The organism is Allobosea sp. P1_B10, assembly GCF_056406735.1.
In genome coordinates this window covers 1-24,164 of record NZ_JBFTZP010000013.1, presented here as the reverse complement: position 1 = coordinate 24,164, position 24,164 = coordinate 1, and the positions used below count along the sequence as shown (strand labels likewise).

The window sequence follows — 24,164 nt, the reverse complement described above, 5'->3', positions numbered from 1 at the left end:
GACCGGGCGATATCAAGCGCCTGACCATGGGACAGGCGCCTGCCTCTAGCCCGAGCACATTCGCATAAGAAACATGCTTGACTGTTTGCAAAGAGAGTCGCAGCCTGCCTGAGCTTACTGGGTTGGGGTTCGGCGTGACACAGACCGGCAGACGGCGATCGCAGAAGGAAAGGAGCGCCGACACCTCGGCGCGCCTGATGAATGCGACGATCGATCTGCTGCATGACCGCGGCCTCGCCCGGACCTCGACGCCCGAAATCGCCCGCCATGCCGGCGTCTCGCGCGGCGCCCTGACCCATCATTTCGCCGGGCGTGAAGCCATCATCAGCGCCTCGGTCGCCGACATGCTCGGCAAGAGCACGCAGGATCTGCATCGGTTCGCCGAGGACTTCATCGCCCGTGGCGGCTCCAGCGACGAGATCGTCGACTACATCTGGAAGATGATGTGGGACCGGCTGTTCTACGTCACGATGGAGTACCTGCCCGAGGCCCGGCACAATCCCGATTTCCGCGCCGATCTCGTGCCGGTCGTGAAGGATTTCCATGCCGGGCTGGACGCGATCTGGACCGCGCTGGCAGCCCGCACCGGCGTCGATCCCGACCACACCCGCGTCGTGATGAACACCACCATGTGCCTGGTGCGCGGCATGATCGCCCAGACCGTGCTGCGCAGCGACCCCTACTACTACGAGGAAATGCTGCGCTTCTGGAAACAGCAGGTGCGCCAGCAATTCCCGATCGAGGCAAAGCCAGCTATGCAGGACAAGCAGACGGCATGAACACAGCCACGGCCTTGTCCATCGAGGGGCTCAAGCTCGATTTCTATGGCGTCCACGTCTTGCGCGGCGTCGATCTCTCCGTGCGCTCCCACTCGTTCACAGGCCTGATCGGCCCCAACGGCGCCGGCAAGTCGACGCTGTTCAACGCGATCTCGGGACTCTACCGCCCCAAGGGCGGCACGGTCCGCATCGGGACGACCGAGGCGACCGGCCTCGCACCCGAAAAGCTGGTGGCGGCAGGGCTGGTGCGCTCGTTCCAGCTGGCGCGCGGCTTTCCGAAGCTCAGCGTCTACCAGCACCTGATGCTCTATGGCGCGCGTCAGCCTGGTGAATCGCTCCTGCCCGCGATGTTCGGCTCGCAAGCGGCGCGGCGGCGCGAAGCGGAGCTTGCCGAGCGCGCCTTCGGCATCGCGCGGCGCCTGCGGCTCGACCATGTGCTCGACAATCCGGTCACGGCCCTGTCAGGCGGCCAGAAGAAGCTGGTCGAGATCGGCCGGGCGCTGATGGCCGAGCCAAAAATCCTGCTGCTCGACGAGCCGATGGCGGGCGTCAACCCGACGCTTGCCGACGAAATCGCCGGCCATCTCGTCGCGCTCAACCGCGACGGCCTGACGATATGCCTGATCGAGCACGACATGGCGCTGATCAGGCGGCTCTGCGACCCTGTCATCGTCATGGCCGAGGGCAAGGTGCTGACGCAAGGGAGCTTCGACGAGGTCGCGGCGGACACCCGCGTGCAGGAAGCCTATCTCGGGAGGCGGCATTGAGCACTGAGGCCACACCGCTGCTGCAGGTCGAGCGCGTCGTCGCCGGCTACGGCGCAGCCGAGCAGATCCTCAAGGGCACCTCGCTGACCGTCGCCCCCGGCGAGATCGTCTCGATCATCGGCCCCAACGGCGCCGGCAAGTCGACCCTGCTCAAGACCATCGCCGGCCTCGTCCAGGCACGCGAAGGCGCGATCGTGATGCGAGGAAGCAATGTCACCGCTGAGGGCGCCCTGGGCCGGGCGCGCCATGGCATCGGCTTCGTGCCGCAGGAGCGCAACGTCTTCGGCGCCATGACTGTGGCCGAGAACCTCGACATCTCGGGCTTCCAGGAGCCCGGCAAGGTCCGCGAGCGCAGCGACGCGCTCTACGCCCGCTATCCCATGCTGGCGACCAAGCGCCGTGCGCTCGCCCGCACGCTCTCGGGCGGCCAGCGCCAGATCCTGGCCATGGCGATGGGGCTGATGAACGCCCCTGCCCTGCTGCTGCTCGACGAACCTACCGCCGGTCTCTCGCCCAAGGCGGCCGAGGAACTGTTCGAGGCGATCGTGGCCCTGAACAAGGGCGGGCTGCCGATCCTCATGGTCGAGCAGCATGCACTCGAGGCGCTGGAGATTTCGACACGTGGCTATGTGCTCGTCTCCGGGCGCAACAGCCGCGAAGGCGCGGGCCCTGCACTCGCCGCCGACCCCGAGATCCGCCGCCTCTTCCTTGGCGGCGAATGACGATGCCGACCCATACAACTTCAAAAAAACGACAGGGGATCACCATGACGCAGTTCCTGACCGACCGTCGCCAGTTGCTGGCGGGCGCCGCCGCGCTCGCAGCCTCCGGCGCCTTGCCCAACCTTGCGCTCGCGCAAGGCGCGCCGATCAAGATCGGCACGCTGACGCCGCTCACTGGCGCCGGCGGCCCCTATGGCCCCGCGATGGTCAAGGCCGTGAAGGCGGTCGTCGACGAGGTCAATGCCGCCGGCGGCGTGCTCGGGCGCAAGGTCGAACTCATCTCGGAAGACGACCAGACCAGCCCGGAAGCCGGCGTCCGCGCCGCGCGCAAGCTGATCGACGTCGACAAGGTCTCTGCCATCCTGGGCACCTGGGCTTCGTCCGTGACCACGGCCGTCGCGCCCTTGTGCTGGGAGTCCAAGACCTTCCTGTGCACCACCTCCGGCGCCGACTCGATCACGCAGCTGCCGCATCAGGGCTATCTGATCCGGACCCAACCCAACACCACGCTGCAGGGCCGTAAGTTCGGCGAATTCTGCATCGCCGAGAAGGCCAAGCGCGTCTTCTTCCTGACGCCGCAGACGCCCTTCGCCAAGAGCCAGTTCGACAACATCAGCGCAGCGGTCAAGGCTGCCGGCGGCGAGGCCGCGACGCTGATCTATGACGACAAGAAGCCGGCCTATCGCACCGAGGTCGACGAGGTCATGCGCTTCAAGCCCGACGCGATCATCTTCGGCGGCTATACGCCCGACACCGCCGTGATGCTGAAGGATCTCTACCGCGCCGACTTCAAGGGACTGAAGGTCGCCTTCGGCTATGCGGTCAACCAGAAGCTCGTCGAGAGCGTGCCTGCCGAGGTCGTCGACAAGACCTACACCATCTCGCCCTCGCCGGCCGAAGGCTCGAAGGCCTATGACCGGCTGGTCAAGATGATCGGCATCGCCTCGCCCGATCCCTACACCACCCAGATCTACGACCACATCAACCTGGTGCTGATGGCGATCGCGATTGCCGGCGAGGCATCCGGCACCGCGATCAAGGACAATGTCCGCAAGGTCAGCCAGGCCCAGGGCGGCGCCAAGATCGACAACGCCGTGGACGGCCTGAAGGCGATCGCAGCCAAGCAGGCGGTCGACTACGACGGCGCCAGCGGCCCCTGCGACTTCACAGAGACCGGCGATATCGCCGACTGCAAGTTCCGCTACGAGCAGGTCCAGTCCGGCAAGATCGCGCTGGTCAAGATCGCCTGATGAATCCCTCGCAGCTCCGAGCCCGTCATTGCGAGCGCAGCGAAGCAATCCAGGAGGGCTCGCTCGACGGCCTCTGGATTGCGTCGCCGCCGGCGCGCCGCGCAATGGCGACTGCGAACCGTAACGGGCACGCGATCTCATGACACTCATCCTGCAGGCGCTGATCAATGGGTTGATGACCGGGGCGCTGATCGCCGTCCCGGCCATCGGCTTCTCCGCCATTTTCGCGGTGCTGCGCTACCCCAACTTCGCCATCGCATCCTATGCCACCATCGGCGCCTTCGCCGCGTGGTGGGCCAATGCGATCGTCGGCCTGCACGTCATTCCGGCCATCGCCGTCGCCTTCGTGGTGACCGGCGTAGTCGGCGTGATTGCGGAGGAAACCGCACTCAAGCGCCTGCGTGGCAATGGCGCGCTGATCGTGGCCATCGCCTCGATCGCGCTCAATCTCGTGCTCGAGAACATGGTCCGCTTCATCTTCGGCAACGACATGAAGGGCTACGACCTCCCGCTGGCGCGCGACCTGCGATTCGGCGAGCTCCGCATCGGCCCGCAGCAGATCCAGAGCCTGATGCTCTCGGTCGCGATCATGGCCGCGATGTTCCTGTTCCTGCGCTACACCCGCTTCGGCAAGGCCATGCGGGCCGTCGCCGACAACCCCGATCTCGCCCGGCTGAAGGGCATCGACCCCGCCACCATCGCTATCGTCACGGTCTTCCTCGGCGCGGGCCTCACCGGCGTCGGCGGTGTCCTGATCGGGCTCGACACCTCGATCGACCCGCTCACCGGATATCGCGTGCTGCTCTCGGTCTTCGCTGCCGCGGTACTGGGCGGGCTCGGCTCGATCCCCGGCGCCGTCGTCGGCGCGCTCGCGCTTGGCATCGCCGAGGAGCTCGCGCTGATCGTCGTGCCCGCGACCTATCGCACCGGCGTCGGCTTTGTGGCGATCCTGATCATGCTGACCTTCCGCCCGCGCGGTATTCTCGGCGAAAGGGCCGCCTGATGCTGTCCTATGTCGTCTTCACCCTGACTTTGTGCGGCATCTACGCGCTGCTGGCGCTGAGCCTGAACCTGATCTGGGGAGGTGTCGGCCTGGTCAATCTCGGCCTCGCCGGCTTCTTCGCGGTGGGCGCCTATGCCTCGGCGATCGCGACCGGCGCCGGCGCACCCGTGCTGCTTGGCTGGGGCGTGGCGATCGTGGTCGGCGCGGTCGTCGGCCTCGTCGTCACCTTCGCGACATTGCGGCTGCGTGACGACTATCTCGCCATCGTCACGCTGGGCTTTGCCGAGGTCATCAGGCTGGTCGCCATGAACGAGCGCTGGCTGACCAAGGGTTCCGACGGCATCTCGGGCATCCCCGCCCCGCTCAAGGCCGAGCTCGGCCTGCAGAACTTCTCGTTCTTCTATCTCGGCGTGGTCACCCTGGTCGTCGTGCTCGTCTGGGCCCTCCTGCGCCGGCTCGATGTCTCGCCCTATGGCCGCGCCATGAAGGCGGTGCGCGAGGATCAGCAGCTCGCGGCCTTCGCCGGCAAACCGGTACTGCGCTTCAAGCTCCAGGCCTTTGCCTTGTCGGCGGCGATCGCGGCGCTGGCCGGCGCGCTCTACGCGCATTTCCAGTCCTATATCTCGCCCGATCATTTCCAGCCGCTGATCACGATCTACATCTTCCTGGCCGTGACGTCCGGCGGCGTCGGGCGTCCCAGCGGCGCTGTCGTCGGCGCCTATATCGTCGTGATCTTCCTCGAGGCGACGCGGTTCTTCACGGAATGGATCCCCGGCCTCCAGCCCGTGCAACTGGCGGCGATGCGCGAGATGATGATCGGTCTGGCCCTGATCCTGATCCTGCATCTGCGCCCGCAGGGCATCCTGCCGGAGCGGATTCCCAAGGCCCCTGCGCCGGGCCCGGCCTGAGATCCCTGCAACGCTTCACGCGTCATCCCGGCGCTTTGCACCAGGATGACGGTGGTTCCAGTCCTATCGAACGCCCAGTTCCCCTGCCCCAACAACCCCAAAGAGCCCGCCCCATGTCAGACGATCTCGCGACCCTCTCGGCCCTGCTCAAGGAAGCCGGCCAGCCTGAAACCGTGTTCAAGGCCTTCGACGCCATCGCCAAGAAGCTGGTCGGCCATGAGCTGTTCACGCTCCTCTATGTCGACGGCTCCGAGGTGGCGCGGATCTACTCGAACCGCCCGCAGGAATATCCCGTCTCCGGACGCAAGCCGATGGGTCCGACGCCCTGGGGCAAGCATGTGATGGACGGCAAGAAGTCCTATCTCGGCAAGGACAAGACCGGCATCCGCTGGGCGTTCTTCGACCATGAGCTGATCGAGAGCATGGGTCTGGGCTCCGTCATCAACGTGCCCGCGATCTATGATGGCAAGGTCGTCGGCACGATCAACCTGCTCGCCCCCGAGCATCACTATCGTGAAGAGCACATCGCGCCGATCGAGGCCATTGCGCCGCTGCTGGTGCCTGCCTTCCTCGCCGCGCAAGCCGCCGCGCGCGCCGGCTGAACTCAGTCCGCTGTCTCGATAGAAGCGCGCGCCGTCGTCCCGGGCGACCAACCGGAGACCCGGGACCCACTCCGGAACATGTCAGGCACGCGCTCCGGAATGGATCCCGGATCTTCGCTGCGCTGCGCCCGGCATGAACGTGCGTTTCGAGAGACAATAACCAAACGTCGATTTGATCGGAGAACCCAAGTGGCTTCCACCCTCTTCACCAACGCCCACATCGTCGACGGTACCGCGCCTGAGCGGGGCGCGCCTGTCAGCGTGCTCGTCGAAGGCGACACCATCCGCGAGGTCGGCAAGACCGTCACATCGGCCAAAGCCAAGGTGATCGACCTCAAGGGCCGGACGCTGATGCCGGGCCTGATCGACGCCCATGTCCATGTCGTCGCCGGTGTCGCCGACCTCGGCCTCAACTCGCGCCTCCCCGACTCCCTCGTCATGGCCCGCTCGCTGGTGATCATGCGCGAGATGCTGATGCGCGGCTTTACCACCGTGCGCGATGTCGGCGGCGCCGATTTCGGCCTGAAACAGGCTACGGAGGAAGGCTATTTCCCGACGCCGCGCCTCGTGATCTCCGGCAAGGCCCTGAGCCAGACCGGCGGCCACGCGGATTTCCGGGGCCGCTACGACGACCGTGCCGCCGTGACCGACCGCCATCGCCTCGGCGCGCTCGGGCGCATCTGCGACGGGCTCGACCAGGTCCGCCGCGCGGCGCGCGAGGAGATCAAGGGCGGCGCCGACTTCATCAAGATCATGGCCAATGGCGGCTGCGCCTCGCCGACCGACCCGATCCATTTCTTCGGCTTCTCCGTCAGCGAGCTGGAAGCGATCGTCGAAGAGGCGCGGATGGCCGGCACCTATGTCTCGGCCCATGTCTACACCGATGACGCGATCCGCCGCTGCGTCGAGGCGGGCGTGCATTCGCTGGAACACTGCAACATCATCGGCGCCGAGACGGCAAAGCTCGCAGCCTCGAAGGGCGCGGTCGCGGTGCCGACGCTGGTCACCTACGACAAGCTCGTCAGCGATGGACCGAAGCTCGGCTTCCCGCCGGATTCCGTTGCAAAGGTCGATGTCGTCCGCTCGGCCGGCATGGAGTCGCTGGCGATCATGAAAAAGGCCGGCCTGACCATGGCCTATGGCAGCGACCTGCTCGGCGAGATGCACAAATACCAGTCGGAGGAGTTCGTCATTCGCGGTCGGGCGCTGCCGGCCCATGAGGTCATCGCGGCGGCGACCCATATCGCGGCCAAACTGCTCAAGCTCGAAGGCAAGATCGGTGCGGTGGCCGCTGGCGCCTATGCCGACCTGATCGTGGTCGACGGCGATCCTCTGAAGGATCTTTCGCTCCTGACCCGCCAGGGCAGGCACATGCCCGTGATCATGAAGGGCGGCGCATTCATGAAGCGCGCCAACCTGAACTGATCCGCGCAGAATCCGGTTCGAAAAGGTCAGCCCGGCGCCGTCAAGGCGCCGGGCTGATGTCGTCTCAGCCGCCCATGACCTTCATGGCGGCGTCCATGGCCTTCACCTTGGGATTGGCGGTGCAATAGACCTTCATCTTGCCGTCGATCTCGGCCGCCATCTTGTCCATGCTGGCATCGCCGGTCTTCGGCGTACCGCCGGAGGCGGCGACGGTCTTCAGGTAGTCGGCGCAGGTCGCCTCGGGATCGGTGACCTGAGCGATCGCGCCGGATGTGGCGCAGCAGAACAGCGCTGCAGCAAGAAGAATGCGCACGTCGAAATTCCTTGATGTGAGGATGTCGGGGATATGGTGGCGACGGGTGTCGCCGGAACTTCCAAGTCGCACAGGTCCGATCCGTGACCGGGGTCAGGGATCGCTTGGCTGCTTGGCCTGCGGGGCTGCGTGAACCTGCGTTATCGGAAACGCCATGGGTGCGAATGCGACCAGACGGTGCGGACGACAACCATGTCGATGTCCTGAAAAGCCAGGTCGCGCGGGCGAACTGCAGCCTGTTGCTCCTGCCCTTGCGAAGGGCTGAATGCAACAGGATTCAGCCGCAGACTTATAAAGTATGTGTATCGCCGAAAGTCATGCCGCATTCTTCATGCTGCGAGGCGACGCGGAGGGTTACTCCGCGTCGCCGGCCTTGATCAACGGAATTACTGTACAGCGCCGCGCTTCTCGCCGAAGCCCTCGATATAGCAGCGGCAGGGTGCGTTGATCGGGCTTGGACGCGTCTCGCATTCGCCGCGGCTCGTGACGCACATGTCGCCAAACCGGCGGGGGCGCGGCCGATCATAGCCGTAAGGCGGCGGTGGCGGCGGCGGCCGGTCATAGCCATAAGGCGGCGGCGGCGGACGACGATAGGGATCGTAATACTGGGCGTCGGCCGTAAAGGCCGGCAGCACGGCCGCAGCGGCGACGATCGCCAGGGTCAGTTTTCTTAGCAACATGATGCTCCTCCTGTCGGCCCGAGGGATAGCCGCAATGGTATGAATGAGCGGTGACCAGAACGAGGCCGATGCACGCGCGAAAGGCGGGGCCTTCCGGCTCGTCACCTTAAGCCTTGAAGAGTCCTGCCCTGCCGTGGTGGAATGAAGCAACGGCAGGGGGTACGAAGATGCATCGGAACGACCACGGCTCTGTGTTGACGCGACGCTATCCTGCCCTCGGCATGATCGCCGGCTTGAGCATGATGCTCGGGGCCTGCGGCGGCGGCAGTGACGGCCCGCCCGGAGCCGCGGTCGGCATCGCGGCCGCGCCTGCCAACATCCCCACGGAGCGGCTGATCGGCCGTTGGGGCATCGCCTCGTATCACACCGACAAGGACCGCAAGCGCACGGAAGCGCAGGCAAAGGCGCAGTGCGGCCAGCCCTATGTCATCGCCAAGGGCCCCAGCGACGGCGTCATGATGCATGTCGCAGACGACCCCAAGCTCTACGAATTGCGGCTCAAGGCAGGCCCCGGTGGCAAGACCTATCTCGGCTTCGAGGCCCCGGCGGGCGATCCGCAGGACCGCGAGATCGTCTCGGTGAGCAATTCCGAACTGGTCATGCGCTTCGTCGATCCCGATGCGAACCGGCGCTACGGCACCTTCGTCTATATGCGCTGCGGCGCGTGAACACGGCTGATCTGGCAGGGAGAGCGCGCATGATGGTCGCCTCGATGGAATGTGGGCGCAACCTCGGCCTTGCGGCGAGCGTTGCTGCTTTGCTGGCTCTGGCGGCGCCCGGCGTCGCGATGGCTCAGCTCCGGCCGCCAGCCGCCATTGGCGAGACCATGGATATCGGCGACGAGCCGGGCCGCATCTCGACCGAGGAGGTCACGATCACCGAGGGCCCCTATGCCCGACAGATGGTGTTCTTCCGCTCCAATGAGGCGCCCGGCACGGTGGTGATCCAGAGCGCCGAGCGCTTCCTCTATGTCGTCCAGCCCAACAACAAGGCGCTGCGCTACGGCATCGGCGTCGGTCGCGAGGGGTTCCAGTGGTCGGGCCTCGTCAAGGTCAGCCGGAAGGCGGAATGGCCCGACTGGCGCCCGCCGCCGGAGATGATCGCCCGCCAGCCCTATCTGCCTCGCTTCATGGCCGGCGGCCCCGGCAATCCGATGGGCGCGCGTGCGTTGTATCTGGGATCGACTGTATTCCGCATCCATGGAACGAACCAGCCCGAAACCATCGGCCAGTCCATCTCGTCAGGCTGCTTCCGCCTCGCCAATGGCGACATCATCGACCTCTACGGACGCGTCGCGACCGGGACCAAGGTCGTGATCCGGCACAAGGCCAGCCTCTGACACGCATAGCCGCGCCTTAGCTCCACGCCCGCCCAGGAGAGCCCGTCATGTCCAACGTCGCCCGCCGCCTGGCCATCGCCGCGGCCTGTTTCCTGCCCATGGCACTCGCGCTTCCAGCCGCAGCCGCGACGCTGGAGCGCGTGAAGCAGCGCGGGACCCTCGAATGCGGGGTCAGCGAAGGGCTCTACGGCTTCTCCGAAAAGGATGCGCAAGGGCGCTGGTCCGGCTTCGACGTCGATTTCTGCCGGGCCGTCGCCGCCGCCGTCCTGGGCGACCCGGCCAAGGTGAATTTCACGCCGCTATCCGCCAGCCAGCGGTTTGAGGCCCTGCGCGAGGGCAAGGTCGACCTGCTCTCCCGCAACTCGACCTGGACGCTCGGCCGCGAGGCCGAACTCGGCCTCGCCTTTGCCGGCGTGACCTATCATGACGGCCAGGGCTTCATGGCGATGCGATCACTCGGGGCCGAGGATGCTTTGGCCCTCGACAAGGCCAAGGTCTGCGTCGAGGCCGGCACGACCACCCAGCTCAACCTGGCCGACTACTTCCGCGCTAATTCGATGACCTACGAGGAAAAGGCCTTTCCGAACGCAGCCGACGCGTTGGCGGCCTTCCAGTCCGGCCAATGCAATGTCCTGACGCGCGACCAGTCGGCGCTGTATGCCGAGCGCCTGAAGCTCGCCAAGCCCGGCGACGCCGTGATCCTGCCGGACGTGATCTCGAAGGAACCGCTCGGCCCCGTCACGCGCAGCGACGATTTCGCCTGGTTCACCGTCGTCAAATGGGTGAACTTCGCCCTGGTCAACGCCGAGGAACTCGGGATTGCCTCGGCGAGCGCCGCCGAGGCCCTGGCCTCGACCAAGCCGGACGTGCGCCGTTTCGTCGGCAGCGAGGGCAATTTCGGCAAGGCGCTCGGGCTCGATCCCGACTGGGCGGTAAAGGCCGTGCGGGCCGGCGGCAATTATGCCGAGATCTACGAGCGCAACCTCGGCGTCAGCTCGCGCCTCGGCATCCCGCGCGGGCTGAACCAGCTCTGGAACATGGGCGGCGTGCTCTACGCACCGCCGCTGCGCTGACACACGTCGGCGCGCTCCGCAATCCGCGCCGGGGCACACCGGATGAGTGGCGTCCTGAGCAGTTGATTAAGAACTTCGTGCCAAAGATCAGCCGTGCGCGCCTTCTGCCAGGGTGCTCAGAAGGTGGTTGATCCGAGAGTTGGGACGATGAGCTTAGTTTCCACCAACCGTCGGCATAGCGCAGTGCCGCAGGGTGGTGCGCCGCAGGCCTATGAGCGCCGTCAGGATGGTGCCGTGGAAATCGCCCAGCTTTGGCGGGTCCTGTGGCATCGCAAGTTCCTTATAGCGGCCATTGTCGCGGCTTTCGCCGCGCTGACACTGGCTTACGGCCTGACGACGCCCTCGCTCTATACGGCCTCATCCCAGATCCTGATCGACCCGCGCGATCGCAACGTCGTCAGCAATGACGTGAACCCCAGCACCTTGTCGCCCGATGGCGGCATCGCCCAGGTCGAGAGCCAGGCGAGCGTGATCCAGTCGACCGGCGTGCTCGTGCGCGCCATCCGCGCCGCCAACCTGACCCGAGATACCGAGTTCAACAGTCCCGGGCTGCTCGGCCGCCTGTTCGGTGCTCTCTCGCCCGAGCGCGCGAGCAGCAATGGCGAGCTCAGCGATGCCGAGGCCCGCACCCTCAGCGCGCTGCGGCGCAAGCTGTCCGTCCGGCGCGCCGACAAGGTCCTCGTCGTCGACGTCGTGATCACCACCCATAACCCCGACAAATCGGCTTTGATCGCCAACGCGATCGCGGAGGCCTATCTCGCCGACCAGGCGGACTCCCGCAGCCGTTCGGCGCAGGAGGCCTCGGCGGGACTGACGGCAAGGCTCGCCGAGCAGCGCAAGCGCGTCGAGGCGGCGGAAAACGCCGTCGAGACCTATCGCGCCCAGAACAACCTCGTCGCTGCCTCGGGTCGGCTGATCAGCGACCAGCAACTGACCGAGATCTCCAATCAATTGTCGACAGCCCAGGCGCGCACCGCCCAGCTCAAGGCGCAGGTCGAGCAGATCACCCAGCAGCGCCAGCGCGGCGGCCTGGCCGGTAGCTCGTCGGAAGCGCTGCTCTCGACCGTGATCTCCCGCCTGCGCGAGCAGGAAGCGACGCTGGTGCAGCGCGAAGCCGATCTGCAGAGCCAGCTTGGGCCGCGCCACCCCTCGATCGCAGCCGTGCGCAGCCAGCTGACCCATATCCGCCAGCTCATCACCACGGAGATCTCCCGCGTCGAACAGTCAGCCCGAGCCGATTACGACCGCGCTCGCGCCAACGAGAAGCTGCTCAGCGAGCGCTTCGACACCCTCTCGCGCCAGACCCGCAACTCCGACCAGGCATCGGTGCGCCTGCGCGACCTTCAACGCGATCTCGAGGCCGTCCGCGCGGTCTATGCGACCTTCCTGCAGCGCGCCCAGGAAATCCGCGAGCAATCGACGCTCGACACCACGAATGCCCGCATCATCAGCCTCGCCCAGGCTCCGCAACAGAAGAGCTGGCCAGCAATGGGGCTGCTTCTGGCAGGCGCCATCGGGCTCGGCCTCGGCCTCGGCGCCGGTTCCGCCCTCATCCTCGAATACGCCTCGCCGACCCTTTTGTCCGTCACTCAGGCCGAGGCCGCCATCGGCGCGCCGGTAATCGGCGTGCTTCGCCCGGAACAGTCGGGCCGGAAGCAGATGCCCTGGCGCAAGCGGATCAAGGAGCCGGCCCCGCCGCCCGGCGGCGACGCGCATTCCCAGGCTATCGCCGGGCTCGCGCTCTTGCGGCTGTTCGACGGATATGAGGCCTCACGCGCGGTGGCGCGCAGCATCCTGCTGATCTCGACAGCTTCCGACGATGCCGAGCGTCTGCGGGCAGCCCTGCTCCTGACCGACGCTTCGGCTGCGCGCGGCGACCGCGTCCTGCTGGTCGATGCCGATGTCGAGCAGAAGCGAGACAACAACGCGGCGGGGCTCCTCGACGTACTGCGCGGCGATTGCAGCCTGCGCGAGGCCGTCCGCCACGGCGCCAGCACCGCCATCGCCATGATGCCCGCCGGGCGCCATGCGGCGGGACCACAGAAGCAGAACGGCCGGCAGTTCGCCACCCGCATGCTCGCCGAGGCGAGCCGCCAGTTCGACGTCGTCTTCTTCGATGGCGGCGTGCCCACGGCCAACGTCAAGATCGCGCCGCTGATATCGACAGTCGAGCAGGTCATCGTCGTCGCCCAGCTCAACCGCACGAAGCAGAAGGACCTCGACCGGGTCGTCGAGGCGACCGGGATCATGGGCCGCAAGGTCACCGCCGTCCTGCTGGTCGACCCGATGGGGCACGATGCATGAGCATCGCCCTGCCCCTGGGCGGTGGCACGAAACGCGCCGGCGCGCCGCGATGGGCAAGGCTCGACCGGCTCTCGCGCCTGGGCGTGCTCGGCACGGCGGCCATCCTGTTCAGCGTGTCAGGCGGCATGCTCTGGCTCGTCGGCTACAATTATGACGGCCTTCAAGGCAGCGCTGCGACAAAAATCCACCCTTCGACCTATCTGATCTGCCTGACCTTCGGCTGGAGCCTGATCAGTTGCGGAGATCCGGTCAGCCGCGCCATTCATTGGGCCAACCGCAGGCCGGCCACGCTGCTCATGCTCGTCGTCAGCATCGCGGTCATGATCGTTACGATCCTGCGCGAAGGCCCCGGCCTTGGCGGCATCGTCGACACCTATATCGCCGCGTGCCTCGTGGTCTTCCTTCTGGTCGACGCGGACGAGCCGACAATGGCGCGGCTCGAGCAGATCGTGCATGTGCTGATGACCGTCAACGCCCTGCTCGCCCTCGTCGAATTCCTGCTGCAGGTCCGCGTCTTCCCCTATCGCTTCGACGGCGTCGCCTTCGAGACCGATACGCGCTCGACTGCACTGCAAGGCCACCCGCTCGCTAACGCCATGCTCACGGCCTGCTATCTGATGGCGCTGCTGAACGGTCGTCGCATCCCGCGGCCGTTCGTGCAGCCGATGCTGATCGCGCTCCAGTTCGCCGCGCTGGTCGTCTTCGGCGGGCGCACCGCGATGCTGATCTCGTTGTTCTTCGGCGGGCTCTACGGGCTGGCGGCCCTGCTGCGCTCGCTCCAGCGCGGCCGCATCTCGCTGCTCGGTGCGGCGATCGGCTGTGTCATGGTGGCCTTCGTTCCGGCAGCCGTCGGCCTGCTGGTCGCGGTCGGCTTCTTCGACGATCTCGTCGCCCGCTTCATTTCCGACGGTGGCAGCGCCAATGCCCGCGCCGAGATGTTCACGCTGCTCGGCATGTTTTCGTTCCGGGACCTCGTCCTCGGCCCCGATATCCCCTTGGTCGACAGCCTGCGCCGCGTGAACGGGCTGGAATGGGGCATCGAGAACCCCTTTATCCGGATGACGCTCTATCAGGGCCTGATCGTGACCGCGATGGTCACTGTCGCCTTCTCGGCCTTCATGTACGAACTCTCCCGCGTCACCCGCGGCGGGCTCTGGTTGCCGATGATCGTCTGGATTGTGCTGCTGAACGGCGCGGAGAGCATCGCCAGCAAGACCACCTTGCCGGCGGAGTTTGCGATCATCGCGTTGTGCCTCTACCGCGGGCCTCGCAACGAATCCGCCGGGGATATCAATGCGGCAGGACGAGCCCGAGCGACCGGGTGATCTCGGGGTCGAGCCGCCGTGTGGTGTCGTCCATCACGCCCATCCCGTCGAACAGGTTCCAGAACGCCCACGGAAAGCCGAAGCGCTCGGCGCTCTCGCGGACGTCCCGGACGTAGCGCGCGCGATCGGCGGCTCCGGCCGCGACATAGCGCTCGTCCGAGCGCAGGGCTCCGAACTCGCCCATCAGGATCCGCGCCGGCGCGACCCCTTCCCGCTCGCCCCAGGCCCGGACCCTCTTGAGGTAGCCGTCGATGAACCAGCGGTCCGGCTGTGCATCGAAATACACCTTCAGGACACGCTCGGTCTCCTGGTATGCCGCACGCTTCGCCGCCTCCGAGCGGACCTGGTCACCCGCCATTTGGCTGCGGACTGCTGCCAGCGTCTGATCGAGGGTGCCCCGCGATGCGGGCCAGGGCACGCCATTCAACGCCTTGTAGACCGGCTCGGTCATCCAGGGCGCGCCCTGATGGCTGAACAGATAAGGCTCGTAGAAATGGAAGGTGAAGAGCAGGGGTTCGAAAGCCGCAAGCTCCCGTGCCCGAGCGGCCTCCAGCCCGCTGACCATGCTTCCGCAGGCACCCGTCGCGACCAGCGTCAGATCGGGAGCCGCAGACCGCGCCGCCGAGAGCAACTGCACCTGCACCGCGTTCCATTGCGGTGCGCCGCACGCGTGCCCGGGTTCATTCACCGGCTCCAGCGCTACCCGCGCTTGATCGAAGCGCGACAGCATCCGCGCAAGCTCGGCGACGAGGTCGCGATAGGCTGGAAAGGCCGGGGCATCCGTCCCCGCGAACATGCGGCCCGGATTCCAGTGATGCGTCGCGGCATTCGCCTGCACGTTCAGGACCACCGCGAGATCATGCCGCAGCGCCAGGCCGACAGCAGCCGAGACCTCGCCGAGCAGGATCTGGCGCTGGGCCGGCGAGAGGGCCAAGAACGGGCCGGGATCGACCGGGATGCGTACGAAATCGAAGCCGGCGCGCCGCAGCGTCGCAAGATCGGCAGCGGTCGGTACCGGGCGCTGGAACTGGAACGGCGGCCAGTCATAGTCGGTCCGCGGTGCCGGATACTCCCGCGTCAACGAAAACCACGGCCAGAGATTGACGCCGCGCCGCAAGCTGAGCGGCGCTGGCGTCTGGGCGCGCGCTGTTCGGGGCGCCGACAGCGCCGTGCCGGCAAGTCCTGCCAGAAAGCCGCGCCGCGCCAGCCGCATCACGCCCGCCTCATCCCGACGAGCGCCCGCTCGCCAGTGTGCCGGAGGCCGGCACGACCGGCACCGGCTTGCCCGCGAGCTTGAGCGCCTCGCGCTCGTAATGCTCCAGGATCGCCTGCCAGGCGAACTCCGAGCGAGCCCGCTCGAAGGCGGCGGCCTTCAGCCGGGCCGCCAGCGCATCGTCGGAGATCAGGGCCTCGATCGCGGTCTCGCAACTGGTTTCGTCGCTGAAGAAGACGCAGGCGTCCCCGCCGGTCCAGCGGTTATAGACATTGTCATGGGCAATGACCGGATTGCCGGCCCAGAGCGCCTCGACGAGCGAGGGGTTGGTGCCGCCCACGGTGTGGCCGTGCATGTAGCCGCGCGCATGGTGGCGCAGGGCCTGGACGATGGCGGTGTCGTAGATCGCGCCGGGCATGATGACCTCGTCGCCGGCCGCTGCCTTGACCTCGCGGTGATAGGCATTGTCGTCTGAGAAATTGCCGAGCACGACAAGCTTCATCCCGCGCCGCTTGCGCGAGAAGGCCTTGACCAGGGTCAGGATCGAATTGTCCGGCTCGATCCGCGCGATCGAGACGAGATAGCGCCCCGACGCCAGCCCCAGACTAGAAAGCAGGTCCTCGGGTGCATGGTCGATGGGATCGCCGCCATAGGGGATCATCGTGATCGCCTTGCGCGGGCGCCGGGTCGCCAGGTGATCGGCAATGATCGGGTGGTCGGCGATCAGTCGGTGCGACGACCACGCCGCGATCCACTCATTGATCCAGAACCATGCCCGAACCAACGGCGACCATTTCGGCCGCTTCCACTCGATGCCGTCCATATTGGTCAGGATCTTGCGGCCATGCAGCCGCAGATAGGGCAGGTAGATCGCGCTGTTGTAGCCAAGCACGAGGCTCACCGCCTCTCGTCGGCTGGCGTCGCGGATGCACTGCCAGTCGAATTCCAGCGTGGCGCGGGGGCCGGTGGAGGAGACCTGGGTATGGATCAGCTCGACGCCACGCCACATCTCGCTCCGGAAGCGCTGCGTGACAACGGGAACCTCGTCCTGGCAGTACACGCCGACCGACCAGCCCCGTTCGGCCAGGAACAGGGCGAGCCGCTCCGCGAAGGTCTCGAATCCGCCGTGGGCTGCAGGAATGCCGCGCGTTCCCAATATGAGAATCGAAGCGGGATGATCTGACATGACGGCGCCCAGCAGGAGAAAGATTCCCATGAAGCAGACCAGTCTTTAAGAAAACATTGCAACTCAAGCTGTTAGTTCACGACTATGCAACTTGGCGTGGCATGGCCATTGCGTTGTAGACCCCGTGGTCAGCGCGATGTGCCACCTTGGAACGGAAACGACTGTGACTTTGAAGATCGCCTGCATCCATCAGGGCTACGAACTCTATGGTTCGGACAGAAGCTTCGCCGAAAGCGTCGCGGCCCTGCGTGCAAGCTATCCCCAGGCCGAGATCGAGGTCGTTCTGCCCCGGCCCGGTCCGATTCTCAGCCTGCTCGAAGGCGTCGCCAGCAGGATCGTCTTCGAACCGCTCTGGATCCTGCGCCGCAAGGACCTCGGCCGCCTGATGGCGACAGGGATCGTCACGCTGCCCATGGCGGTTGCCCGTGCCGCGCGCCGCATGCGCGCCAGCGACATCGTCTACGTCAACACCTCGGTGATCGTGGACTACATGCTGGCGGCCCGGATGTTCAGGGGCCGGGTCATCCAGCACATCCACGAGATTCCCGAGGGTGCCACCCGCAAGGTCTTGCGGCAACTGGCCCTGTTTGGCAGAAGCCGGCTGATCTTCAATTCGCAGGCGACACGCGAGGCCTTCCAGCCGCCTGCCGGGTGCCGCTTCGACGTGATCTACAATGGTATCGACGGCCCCGCTCTCTGGTCGGCGCCCGAATATGACGGGACGCGGCCGCTCCAGGTCCTCATGTTGGGCCGTATCAACCGTATCAAGGGCCAGGAGGTGCTGCTCGCAGCGCTCGCCGCCCTGCCCAGCTCAGCACGCGCCAATGTCTCGGTTCGCATCGTCGGCAGCGCCTTCGAGGATACCAGCCTCGAGGACGCGCTGCGCGACTCCGTCCCGGCCATGGGGCTTGCCGGCATCGTCAGCATCGAGCCGTTCGTGGCCGACCCGACCGACCTGTATCGCTGGGCCGATGTCGTCGTCGTGCCTTCGCGCCGGCCGGAGTCGCTTGGGCGCGTGGCCATCGAAGCCATGGCCTTCGGCCGCCCGCCCCTGGCCTCCGCGATCGGCGGTCTCCAGGAGGTCGTCGTCGATCGCGTCACCGGCAGGTTGCTCCCGCCAAGCGATGCCGAAGCGCTTGCAGCCGCTCTGCAGGACATCCTCGCCAATCCCGGCTCCCTGGCGCCTATGGCCCGCGCGGGGCGGGACCGGTTCGAAGCCGTCTTCAGTGGCCCCAGTGTCGCGGCCGCCATCTCAGCCGTCGTCGGCGACATGACCGGCACCCGCACCAGAATGGCACATCCCGATGGGACGGGGTCTTGGGCGGCATGAACATCAAGGCAATGCGGCGCATTTTGGCACGACTCGTCCTCGTCATCGGGGGCGAGGCGATGCAGAGCGCCTTCCATCTCGGGCTCAATCTCGCACTGCTGCATGCCATCTCCGCGCATGACTACGGCATCTTCGCGCTGGTCATGGTGATCGGCGGGCTCGCACTCACCTATATCCGCTCGCTGACGGCCCTTCCGGCCAGCATCGTCATCGCACAGAGCCGTAGCATCAGCGCCGCGAACGCCCTGGAGATCAGCTTCGGCTCCGCCGCGACGCTGCTTTCGCTCGGCTTCGCGATCGTCGTCGCAGCCCTTCTGAGCGTCTGGCTCGATGAGGGCGCGCTGGCTGGCGGCTTGTTCGTGGGGCTCTGGGCCCTGCGCAGCCATCTCCGGACCGTCTATTTCGCGCGCAACCGCCAGGCGATCATCAGCCTGAGCGACCTCGCCTTCACGCTCAGCGGCACCATCGGCTCCGTACTGGTCATCCTCAATGGCCAGCACGTCCTGCGTTACGCCTTCCTCGTCATCGCTTGCGCCAACGCGCTGGGCATCGCGGTGCTGATCGGCCTCGCCCGCAAACCGGTCCGCGTCCATGCCGGCGGCCATCTCTGGCGGCGCTACACGAAACTCTGGCGCGATCTAAAATGGTCACTGCTCAGCGTCACCGTGACCAATATCCAGGGACAGGGCATGGCGTTGCTGGTGGCGGCCTTCGCAGGTCCCGAGGCCTATGCGCCGATAGCGGCAGCGCTCGTCATGTTCGTGCCTTTGCGGATCGTGACCTCGGCCTTCGTCAACATGCTGCATCCCGAAATCGCCAGCCTGTTCTCGCGCTCCGAGACCGGGAAGGTCGCCCGCTTGATGCAGGTGTGGCCGCCGGTTCTCGCCGGCATCGCGATGGCGTACGGGATCGCGGCCTTTCTCGCTCTGCCCTGGTTCCAGCCGGAAAGCCTGGAGAATGCGCGCTTCTACAAGATCGCGGCGATCGCCTGGTTCATCTCGATGATGCCGATGCTGTATTGCATGGCGCGGATCTGGCTCGAGATCACGCTCGATTTCCGCACCATCGCGATCCTCTCTGCCGTCGCCGCCGGCATCGGCCTCTCCGTCGTCCTGGCCCTGCTGCTGACGGTTGCCCCCTCGTGGGCCCTTCTGGGCGGCGCAGTCTCGGAGCTGATCGTCCTTGTCGGGTCATGGAGCGTGGTCGTTCACCGCTTGCGGGGTGCAAGGCCCCGGCTCGCGGAGGCAGATCGCCATTGACGGACTGGCGAACGTCCAGTGCCGCAGCGAGCCGGCGTCGGCACGCGAGACGTCGGCCTAGACCACATTCCCTAGAGATCAAGCCGAATGAAGCGCGGAATCAATACTTCAAGTTCAAGTTAGCGAATTGATAACGGTAGCTTCACCTAAAAATATTGCAGAACCCGAGCTTAACCTCTGGAACGATACAAGTTCGGGCCGCTACAGCCTAAATTGGAACCATGACAGATCTCATCGCTGCGATCCTCGATAAAATCTCCGGCGCCAATGCCCTGGCGGCCGGACTGCTGCTGCTGACGGCACTGGCCAGCGCCTTCATCGCCTATTGGCGCACCGCCGACAAAATGAGCTTCGCGGAGTTCTTCGAATTTGCCGTGCCGCACGAGATCATCACGCATCCCTCGGCCAAGGCGGACCTGCTGTTCTGGATCACCCGCAAGGCGTTGATGCCATTCCTGATGTTCCCGGCCGGCGTGACCTTCGTCGTCGCTGTCGGCTACGGCACGCATCAGCTTCTGACCAGCCTGTTCCATCTCGACGGCCCCCTGATGCAGGGCCCTGCCGGACCGGTCACGATCGTGATTTTCACGATCACCATGCTGATCGCCTATGACATCTCCTATTACCTCTATCATGTCGCGCAGCACCGTTTCCCGGTGCTCTGGGAACTGCACAAGGTGCATCATTCGGCCGAGGTCATGGTCGGGATCACCAAGGACCGCGTCCACCCGCTCGACGAACTGATGAACCGCGCCTGGGATGGCGTCATCCCCGGCATCTGCTTCGGCATCTGGTCGGTGGTCTCGCTGAACCTCGTCGAGCTGACGGTTTTCGGCGTCAACGTCTATGTCATGCGCAACATCCTGATGATGGACTTCGTCAGGCATACGCATTTCAAGATCTCCTTCGGTCCCCTGAACAATGTCGTGCTGTGCCCGCATTGGCACCAGCTCCACCACAGCGTCGACCCGCGCCATTACGACAAGAATTTCGGCCTGCTGTTTTCGTTCTGGGATCGCCTGTTCGGCACGCTTTACGTCCCCGACCCGAACGAGGACTTCAAATTCGGCCTGATGGAGCGCGATGTGCGCGATTATCAGTCGCTTTCGGGCCTCTATCTCATGCCGCTGAAGCGGATGGGCCGCCAGATCATGCGTCTCTTCCGCCGTCGCAGGCCGCAACGACCACCGGAAGCTCCGCAGTCATGAACGCCCACTCGGTGCTGGCCCCTGTCGACGAAGCCGCCGCGATGGAGGTCGTGACCTCGCCACAACGCCTGGCTGCGATCGCGCCGGCCTGGGAGGACCTGTGGCACCGCGCCGACGGTCTCGTCTTCCAACACCTGTCCTGGATCCAGGCCTGGTGGGAGACGGACCCGAAGCAGGACCGTCGCAGCCTGCGGATCGGCCTGCTCTGGCAAGGCGGCAGGCTCGAGGCCGTGCTCCCCTTCGCCATCATCGAGCGCAAGCCCATCCGCATCCTGGAGTGGGCCGCCAAGGACCACAGCGACTACGGCAATTGCCTGGCCTCGCCCAGCGTGACCGAGGCCATGCTGGCGGCGCTCTGGCAGAAGATCGTCTCGGCCGGCGGCTTCGACATGGTCTATCTCAACCGGTTGCTCCCGGGCGCGGATGCGCAGGCCCTTCTGGGGGCGCAGGCCCGATCGGTTCTGGCGCTGTCGCCCAACCACCGCAGCGAGATCAGCTATCGCGTCGCCGGTTCCTGGACCTCGGGTTCGCAGTGGTTCGAGAGCCAGTCGAAGAAGACCCGCCAGAACTATCGGCGCGGTCGCAAGGTCATGGAGGAAGCAGGGGCGCTGCAGTTCCGCCTGCTCGGCAATGACGAGCCGCTCGCGCCGCTGCTGGAGCGTGTCGCGGCGCTCAAGCGCAAATGGCTCGAGCGCAACGGTCGCGCATCGGACCTGTTCGACGAAGGCGCCCCCGCCCTGGCCGCATTGGTCGGGACGATGGCCGCGCTCGGCATCCTGCACATCTTTGTCCTCGAATCCGCGGGCAAGTCGATCGCGGTCTCGATCAACTTCGTCCAGCGCGGCACGATGATGGCTTTCGTCACGACCTACGATCCCGACTTCGAGCGCGCCTCGCCGGGAACCGTGCTGATGATGGACTACATCCAGTGGTCGATCGATCGCGGGTTGGTGATGGTCGACTTCCTCTGCGGAGGCGAGGACTTCAAGCGGCGCTTTGCCACGCAGTCTCAGATCCTGGAATCGGTCACCGGCAGCCGCACCATCCTGGGTCGGCTCGCGGTCGCGGCCGATGGGCTGGCCCGTCGCGCAGAGACCCTGCACGCGAACCACAAGCCATTCTGGAAGCGCGCCGACACTACGCCCGCCCGGCAGCCCGCCTCCGACGATTGATCTGCGTGGGAAGGACTTGAGTCCGGACGGCGACGCGCCGTCTGGACGCCTGCTTGCTAGAAGGGCGAGCGCAGGAAGCGACGTCTGGCCATCGCCGATCCGTCGATGAATTCGAACCCATCGGCACTGTTGAGCGTATGCAGCCTGCGCCCGGGCCAGAGCGGGCCGGCGCCGATGATGGCGTCGACGCTTTGCTCGTAACCATCCATGTCGAGCCGGGTGACGCGGGCGAGCCCCAGCGCCTTGCCATAGCCGCGCCGGCAATCCTGTACCGGTCGAAGCAATGCGCCGTCACGCGCGATCATGCGGCCGGCGGGCCGGGCGGAGGCGATATCGATCAGCACCGGGTTGCGCGGATGCGGGGTAAAGGGGCCGCGGAAATCCGGCGCGACCCAGAGATGCAGCGCGTCGGAAAAGGCTCCGCCGCCATCACGCACCGTCGCGAACAGCCACCATTGCCCCTGATGCTCGATCAGCGTCGCGTCGCTGGCAACGATATCGTCGAGCAGTGTCGTCTCCCTGACCCAGCCACCGGGAAAGGCTGTTGCACGATAGAGGTCGACACGGCCCGACTGCCAGTTTTCGGGCACCATCCAGACCTCGCCGTCCCGCTCGAACACGAACGGATACGATAGATGCCCGGGCTGCTCGAGCACCGGAACCGGCGTGCCGAGCGGGCCATCGGGGCCGAACTCGACAGCGGAAATGATGCCCTTGCCGGCCTTGTGGACGAAGTCCTCGACAAAAAGCGTCAGCTTGCCCTGGCGCAGGATCGGGAACGGGTCCGCATAGAAGCGCTCGCCGTCATCCGGAAGGGAAATCCAGCCGCTCTCGGGGTGAGCCTTGAGATCGAAAAGATCCGGCCCACCGAGCCGGCGCCAGCCGACGCGCCAATGCGGAGCATTATAGCAGGCACGGTAGGCACGGCTCGCTGCGGCGCCGATGACCTCCCTGATCAGGGACTTCGTCAGGGTTCCGGTTCCCGCGACGGCTGCGCGTGGCTCTGGCGTGTCGCCGGGCAGAGCGGGCACGGTCCTGCTCGCGCCTGTCGTGGCGGCGACGATCAATGTCACCAGGCGGCTGAGCACGTCGGAGACTGTCAGCAGCAGGACACCGCCATGTTCCGTGCCGAGGCGCCCTTCGGCAACCACCTCTCCGGCGCTGACGATCCGGGCATGCGGAACCTGACCGGCAACCAGAAGGTCGATCAGCGCATCCTCACCGGGCTGTCCGTTGAACAGGATCGTCCAGCCGGCCGCCGCGGCAGGGGAGCCAGAGGCACGCCCTCCCCGGGAGCCGAGGTCGATCACGACATCGGGAATTCCGCCGAAAGGCTTGCGATAGGCCGCGATCGCGTCGACCGGAACCCGCGCAAAGGCGCCCTCGCCTGCCAGGCCGTGAAGCCAGCGCTCACCCTGCAACAGGATCGGGAATCCCGGTCGCCCTGGGATGGCGCCCTCATCGAGTTCCGCGAAGGCCTCGCCTGCGGGGGAGGCATTCAGGCGGTTCAGGAGGTCGAGATGCCAGTGGCGAAGGGCAGCAGAATCAAGGCGCAGCAGGATCTTCATCCTGTTGCAACTTCCGGACAACTGAAGGCGGCCATCTGCATGGCGCCACCATGCATAGCTTTGATTTCAAATTGGTTAGTTTCCCCCGGCAAAAAACTGCGCGAGACCGGAACGCCCCGCCTTTGCCGAAACGCTGCCTGGACAGTTACGGCAGCGGGAAACAGTGCGCGATCCTTTGAAAGACAAACTTTATAGCAGGGTCCGCTAATATCGACTGCAACGGCACCCGATACTGCCCGCTCAACCCACGTCGAGCGCTTCGACGACCGGCTGGCCGGCGGAACCCCGTGTTCGGCTGTACGATCCTCGCTAAAGATGCTCCCGGCCCCTCCCGTGCACAGTGCCGTAGAATCGCATCCCTGCTCCCTTCGGATATCCCGATCGTTGCGCTCTCCGGGAGACGGCAATGCCCCCAGTGCCGTTCCCGAACCCTTGGGTTTCGTGCCAGAAGCACCCGCCGGGCGACGCAATATTCGCATGAGGGACCGCGAGACTGATCTGATGAGCAACTATTTCGAGGAGACGGTGCTGAGCGTCCATCACTGGACGGAGACGCTGTTCAGCTTCACCACGACGCGCGACACTGCCTTCCGCTTCAAGAACGGCCAGTTCACGATGATCGGGCTCAAGGTCGGCGAGAAGCCGTTGCTGCGCGCCTACAGCGTCGTCAGCACCAACTACGACGAGACGCTCGAGTTCTTCTCGATCAAGGTTCCCGATGGCCCCCTCACCTCGCGT

Annotated in this window: 22 protein-coding genes and 1 pseudogene; 18 read left to right on the top strand and 5 right to left on the bottom strand. The window is 65.9% G+C overall.

Annotated features, from left to right (window positions below):
• The first annotated feature begins 197 nt into the window (after positions 1 to 197).
• From AC1D2L_RS21320 to AC1D2L_RS21285, 8 genes are all read left to right on the top strand, one after another.
• Positions 198 to 779 carry a TetR/AcrR family transcriptional regulator gene (locus AC1D2L_RS21320; RefSeq protein WP_476847901.1) on the top strand — a complete coding sequence of 194 codons (582 nt, stop codon included), beginning with the start codon at positions 198 to 200 and terminating at the stop codon, positions 777 to 779.
• The gene (locus tag AC1D2L_RS21315; protein WP_476847900.1) at positions 776 to 1,546 is read left to right on the top strand and encodes an ABC transporter ATP-binding protein; all 771 of its coding nucleotides are present in this window, start codon (positions 776 to 778) and stop codon (positions 1,544 to 1,546) included. Before AC1D2L_RS21320 ends, AC1D2L_RS21315 begins: the two co-directional genes overlap by 4 nt.
• The gene (locus tag AC1D2L_RS21310) at positions 1,543 to 2,268 is read left to right on the top strand and encodes an ABC transporter ATP-binding protein (RefSeq protein WP_476847899.1); all 726 of its coding nucleotides are present in this window, start codon (positions 1,543 to 1,545) and stop codon (positions 2,266 to 2,268) included. The genes AC1D2L_RS21315 and AC1D2L_RS21310 overlap by 4 nt, the downstream gene beginning before the upstream one ends.
• Positions 2,269 to 2,312: 44 nt before the next feature.
• Positions 2,313 to 3,518 (top strand): ABC transporter substrate-binding protein, encoded by a 1,206-nt coding sequence (locus AC1D2L_RS21305; protein WP_476847898.1) that lies wholly within the window; start codon positions 2,313 to 2,315, stop codon positions 3,516 to 3,518.
• Positions 3,519 to 3,657: 139 nt separating this feature from the next.
• Entirely contained in the window at positions 3,658 to 4,521 is an 864-nt protein-coding gene (locus AC1D2L_RS21300) for a branched-chain amino acid ABC transporter permease (RefSeq protein ID WP_476847897.1), read from the top strand.
• Complete coding sequence (locus AC1D2L_RS21295) at positions 4,521 to 5,429, top strand: branched-chain amino acid ABC transporter permease (protein WP_476847896.1); 909 nt, start codon at positions 4,521 to 4,523, stop codon at positions 5,427 to 5,429. Before AC1D2L_RS21300 ends, AC1D2L_RS21295 begins: the two co-directional genes overlap by 1 nt.
• Positions 5,430 to 5,542: 113 nt before the next feature.
• Positions 5,543 to 6,031, top strand: coding sequence for a GAF domain-containing protein (locus AC1D2L_RS21290; protein ID WP_476847895.1), 489 nt, complete (start codon positions 5,543 to 5,545; stop codon positions 6,029 to 6,031).
• Positions 6,032 to 6,220: 189 nt separating this feature from the next.
• On the top strand, positions 6,221 to 7,456 hold the full coding sequence (locus tag AC1D2L_RS21285) for a metal-dependent hydrolase family protein (RefSeq protein ID WP_476847894.1): 1,236 nt from the start codon (positions 6,221 to 6,223) through the stop codon (positions 7,454 to 7,456).
• Between the two features lie 64 nt (positions 7,457 to 7,520).
• Here AC1D2L_RS21285 and AC1D2L_RS21280 read toward each other — a convergent pair whose 3' ends face one another.
• Positions 7,521 to 7,769 carry a hypothetical protein gene (locus tag AC1D2L_RS21280; RefSeq protein ID WP_476847893.1) on the bottom strand — a complete coding sequence of 83 codons (249 nt, stop codon included), beginning with the start codon at positions 7,767 to 7,769 and terminating at the stop codon, positions 7,521 to 7,523.
• A gap of 386 nt (positions 7,770 to 8,155) precedes the next feature.
• Positions 8,156 to 8,449: a hypothetical protein gene (locus AC1D2L_RS21275; protein WP_476847892.1), complete on the bottom strand. Its 294-nt coding sequence runs from the start codon at positions 8,447 to 8,449 to the stop codon at positions 8,156 to 8,158.
• A 167-nt stretch (positions 8,450 to 8,616) separates the two neighbouring features.
• Between AC1D2L_RS21275 and AC1D2L_RS21270 the strand changes: the two genes are divergently transcribed.
• The 5 genes from AC1D2L_RS21270 to AC1D2L_RS21250 all read left to right on the top strand — a co-directional run bounded on the left by AC1D2L_RS21270 (position 8,617) and on the right by AC1D2L_RS21250 (position 14,490).
• Positions 8,617 to 9,117, top strand: coding sequence for a hypothetical protein (locus tag AC1D2L_RS21270; RefSeq protein WP_476847891.1), 501 nt, complete (start codon positions 8,617 to 8,619; stop codon positions 9,115 to 9,117).
• Positions 9,118 to 9,149: 32 nt separating this feature from the next.
• A complete protein-coding gene (locus tag AC1D2L_RS21265) occupies positions 9,150 to 9,788 on the top strand; it encodes a L,D-transpeptidase (protein WP_476847977.1) in 639 nt (212 codons plus the stop codon).
• Positions 9,789 to 9,835: 47 nt separating this feature from the next.
• Positions 9,836 to 10,861, top strand: coding sequence for an amino acid ABC transporter substrate-binding protein (locus AC1D2L_RS21260; RefSeq protein WP_476847890.1), 1,026 nt, complete (start codon positions 9,836 to 9,838; stop codon positions 10,859 to 10,861).
• Positions 10,862 to 11,008: 147 nt separating this feature from the next.
• Entirely contained in the window at positions 11,009 to 13,165 is a 2,157-nt protein-coding gene (locus AC1D2L_RS21255; protein WP_476847889.1) for a GumC family protein, read from the top strand.
• On the top strand, positions 13,162 to 14,490 hold the full coding sequence (locus AC1D2L_RS21250; protein ID WP_476847888.1) for a VpsF family polysaccharide biosynthesis protein: 1,329 nt from the start codon (positions 13,162 to 13,164) through the stop codon (positions 14,488 to 14,490). Before AC1D2L_RS21255 ends, AC1D2L_RS21250 begins: the two co-directional genes overlap by 4 nt.
• Here the strand turns inward: AC1D2L_RS21250 and AC1D2L_RS21245 are convergent.
• Positions 14,456 to 15,703 (bottom strand): glycoside hydrolase family 5 protein, encoded by a 1,248-nt coding sequence (locus AC1D2L_RS21245; RefSeq protein ID WP_476847976.1) that lies wholly within the window; start codon positions 15,701 to 15,703, stop codon positions 14,456 to 14,458. The two genes, AC1D2L_RS21250 and AC1D2L_RS21245, sit on opposite strands and share 35 nt — an antisense overlap.
• Positions 15,704 to 15,713: 10 nt before the next feature.
• Positions 15,714 to 16,889, bottom strand: coding sequence for a DUF1972 domain-containing protein (locus AC1D2L_RS21240; RefSeq protein ID WP_476847975.1), 1,176 nt, complete (start codon positions 16,887 to 16,889; stop codon positions 15,714 to 15,716).
• A gap of 163 nt (positions 16,890 to 17,052) precedes the next feature.
• Here AC1D2L_RS21240 and AC1D2L_RS21235 point away from each other — a divergent pair, with 163 nt between their 5' ends.
• The 4 genes from AC1D2L_RS21235 (at position 17,053) to AC1D2L_RS21220 (ending at position 21,858) form a co-directional block, all read left to right on the top strand.
• Positions 17,053 to 18,219, top strand: coding sequence for a glycosyltransferase family 4 protein (locus AC1D2L_RS21235; protein ID WP_476847887.1), 1,167 nt, complete (start codon positions 17,053 to 17,055; stop codon positions 18,217 to 18,219).
• The gene (locus AC1D2L_RS21230) at positions 18,216 to 19,478 is read left to right on the top strand and encodes a lipopolysaccharide biosynthesis protein (RefSeq protein ID WP_476847886.1); all 1,263 of its coding nucleotides are present in this window, start codon (positions 18,216 to 18,218) and stop codon (positions 19,476 to 19,478) included. The genes AC1D2L_RS21235 and AC1D2L_RS21230 overlap by 4 nt, the downstream gene beginning before the upstream one ends.
• Before the next feature lie 221 nt (positions 19,479 to 19,699).
• The gene (locus AC1D2L_RS21225; protein WP_476847885.1) at positions 19,700 to 20,686 is read left to right on the top strand and encodes a sterol desaturase family protein; all 987 of its coding nucleotides are present in this window, start codon (positions 19,700 to 19,702) and stop codon (positions 20,684 to 20,686) included.
• On the top strand, positions 20,683 to 21,858 hold the full coding sequence (locus AC1D2L_RS21220) for a GNAT family N-acetyltransferase (RefSeq protein ID WP_476847884.1): 1,176 nt from the start codon (positions 20,683 to 20,685) through the stop codon (positions 21,856 to 21,858). The genes AC1D2L_RS21225 and AC1D2L_RS21220 overlap by 4 nt, the downstream gene beginning before the upstream one ends.
• Positions 21,859 to 21,914: 56 nt before the next feature.
• Here AC1D2L_RS21220 and AC1D2L_RS21215 read toward each other — a convergent pair whose 3' ends face one another.
• Positions 21,915 to 23,426, bottom strand: coding sequence for a glucosamine inositolphosphorylceramide transferase family protein (locus tag AC1D2L_RS21215; RefSeq protein ID WP_476847883.1), 1,512 nt, complete (start codon positions 23,424 to 23,426; stop codon positions 21,915 to 21,917).
• Positions 23,427 to 23,927: 501 nt separating this feature from the next.
• Between AC1D2L_RS21215 and AC1D2L_RS21210 the strand changes: the two are divergent.
• Positions 23,928 to 24,164 (top strand): annotated as a pseudogene (locus tag AC1D2L_RS21210) (ferredoxin--NADP reductase); the annotation flags it as partial.

Excerpts from the sequence above, each read along its gene's own strand:
- AC1D2L_RS21240 (WP_476847975.1), bottom strand. The coding sequence starts at position 16,889 with ATGTCAGATCATCCCGCTTCGATTCTCATATTGGGAACGCGCGGCATT.
- AC1D2L_RS21270 (WP_476847891.1), top strand. The coding sequence starts at position 8,617 with ATGCATCGGAACGACCACGGCTCTGTGTTGACGCGACGCTATCCTGCC.
- AC1D2L_RS21290 (WP_476847895.1), top strand. The coding sequence starts at position 5,543 with ATGTCAGACGATCTCGCGACCCTCTCGGCCCTGCTCAAGGAAGCCGGC.
- AC1D2L_RS21230 (WP_476847886.1), top strand. The coding sequence starts at position 18,216 with ATGAACATCAAGGCAATGCGGCGCATTTTGGCACGACTCGTCCTCGTC.
- AC1D2L_RS21220 (WP_476847884.1), top strand. The coding sequence starts at position 20,683 with ATGAACGCCCACTCGGTGCTGGCCCCTGTCGACGAAGCCGCCGCGATG.
- AC1D2L_RS21260 (WP_476847890.1), top strand. The coding sequence starts at position 9,836 with ATGTCCAACGTCGCCCGCCGCCTGGCCATCGCCGCGGCCTGTTTCCTG.
- AC1D2L_RS21255 (WP_476847889.1), top strand. The coding sequence starts at position 11,009 with ATGAGCTTAGTTTCCACCAACCGTCGGCATAGCGCAGTGCCGCAGGGT.
- AC1D2L_RS21225 (WP_476847885.1), top strand. The coding sequence starts at position 19,700 with ATGACAGATCTCATCGCTGCGATCCTCGATAAAATCTCCGGCGCCAAT.
- AC1D2L_RS21250 (WP_476847888.1), top strand. The coding sequence starts at position 13,162 with ATGAGCATCGCCCTGCCCCTGGGCGGTGGCACGAAACGCGCCGGCGCG.
- AC1D2L_RS21295 (WP_476847896.1), top strand. The coding sequence starts at position 4,521 with ATGCTGTCCTATGTCGTCTTCACCCTGACTTTGTGCGGCATCTACGCG.
- AC1D2L_RS21305 (WP_476847898.1), top strand. The coding sequence starts at position 2,313 with ATGACGCAGTTCCTGACCGACCGTCGCCAGTTGCTGGCGGGCGCCGCC.
- AC1D2L_RS21265 (WP_476847977.1), top strand. The coding sequence starts at position 9,150 with ATGGTCGCCTCGATGGAATGTGGGCGCAACCTCGGCCTTGCGGCGAGC.
- AC1D2L_RS21300 (WP_476847897.1), top strand. The coding sequence starts at position 3,658 with ATGACACTCATCCTGCAGGCGCTGATCAATGGGTTGATGACCGGGGCG.
- AC1D2L_RS21320 (WP_476847901.1), top strand. The coding sequence starts at position 198 with ATGAATGCGACGATCGATCTGCTGCATGACCGCGGCCTCGCCCGGACC.
- AC1D2L_RS21245 (WP_476847976.1), bottom strand. The coding sequence starts at position 15,703 with ATGCGGCTGGCGCGGCGCGGCTTTCTGGCAGGACTTGCCGGCACGGCG.
- AC1D2L_RS21215 (WP_476847883.1), bottom strand. The coding sequence starts at position 23,426 with ATGAAGATCCTGCTGCGCCTTGATTCTGCTGCCCTTCGCCACTGGCAT.
- AC1D2L_RS21315 (WP_476847900.1), top strand. The coding sequence starts at position 776 with ATGAACACAGCCACGGCCTTGTCCATCGAGGGGCTCAAGCTCGATTTC.
- AC1D2L_RS21275 (WP_476847892.1), bottom strand. The coding sequence starts at position 8,449 with ATGTTGCTAAGAAAACTGACCCTGGCGATCGTCGCCGCTGCGGCCGTG.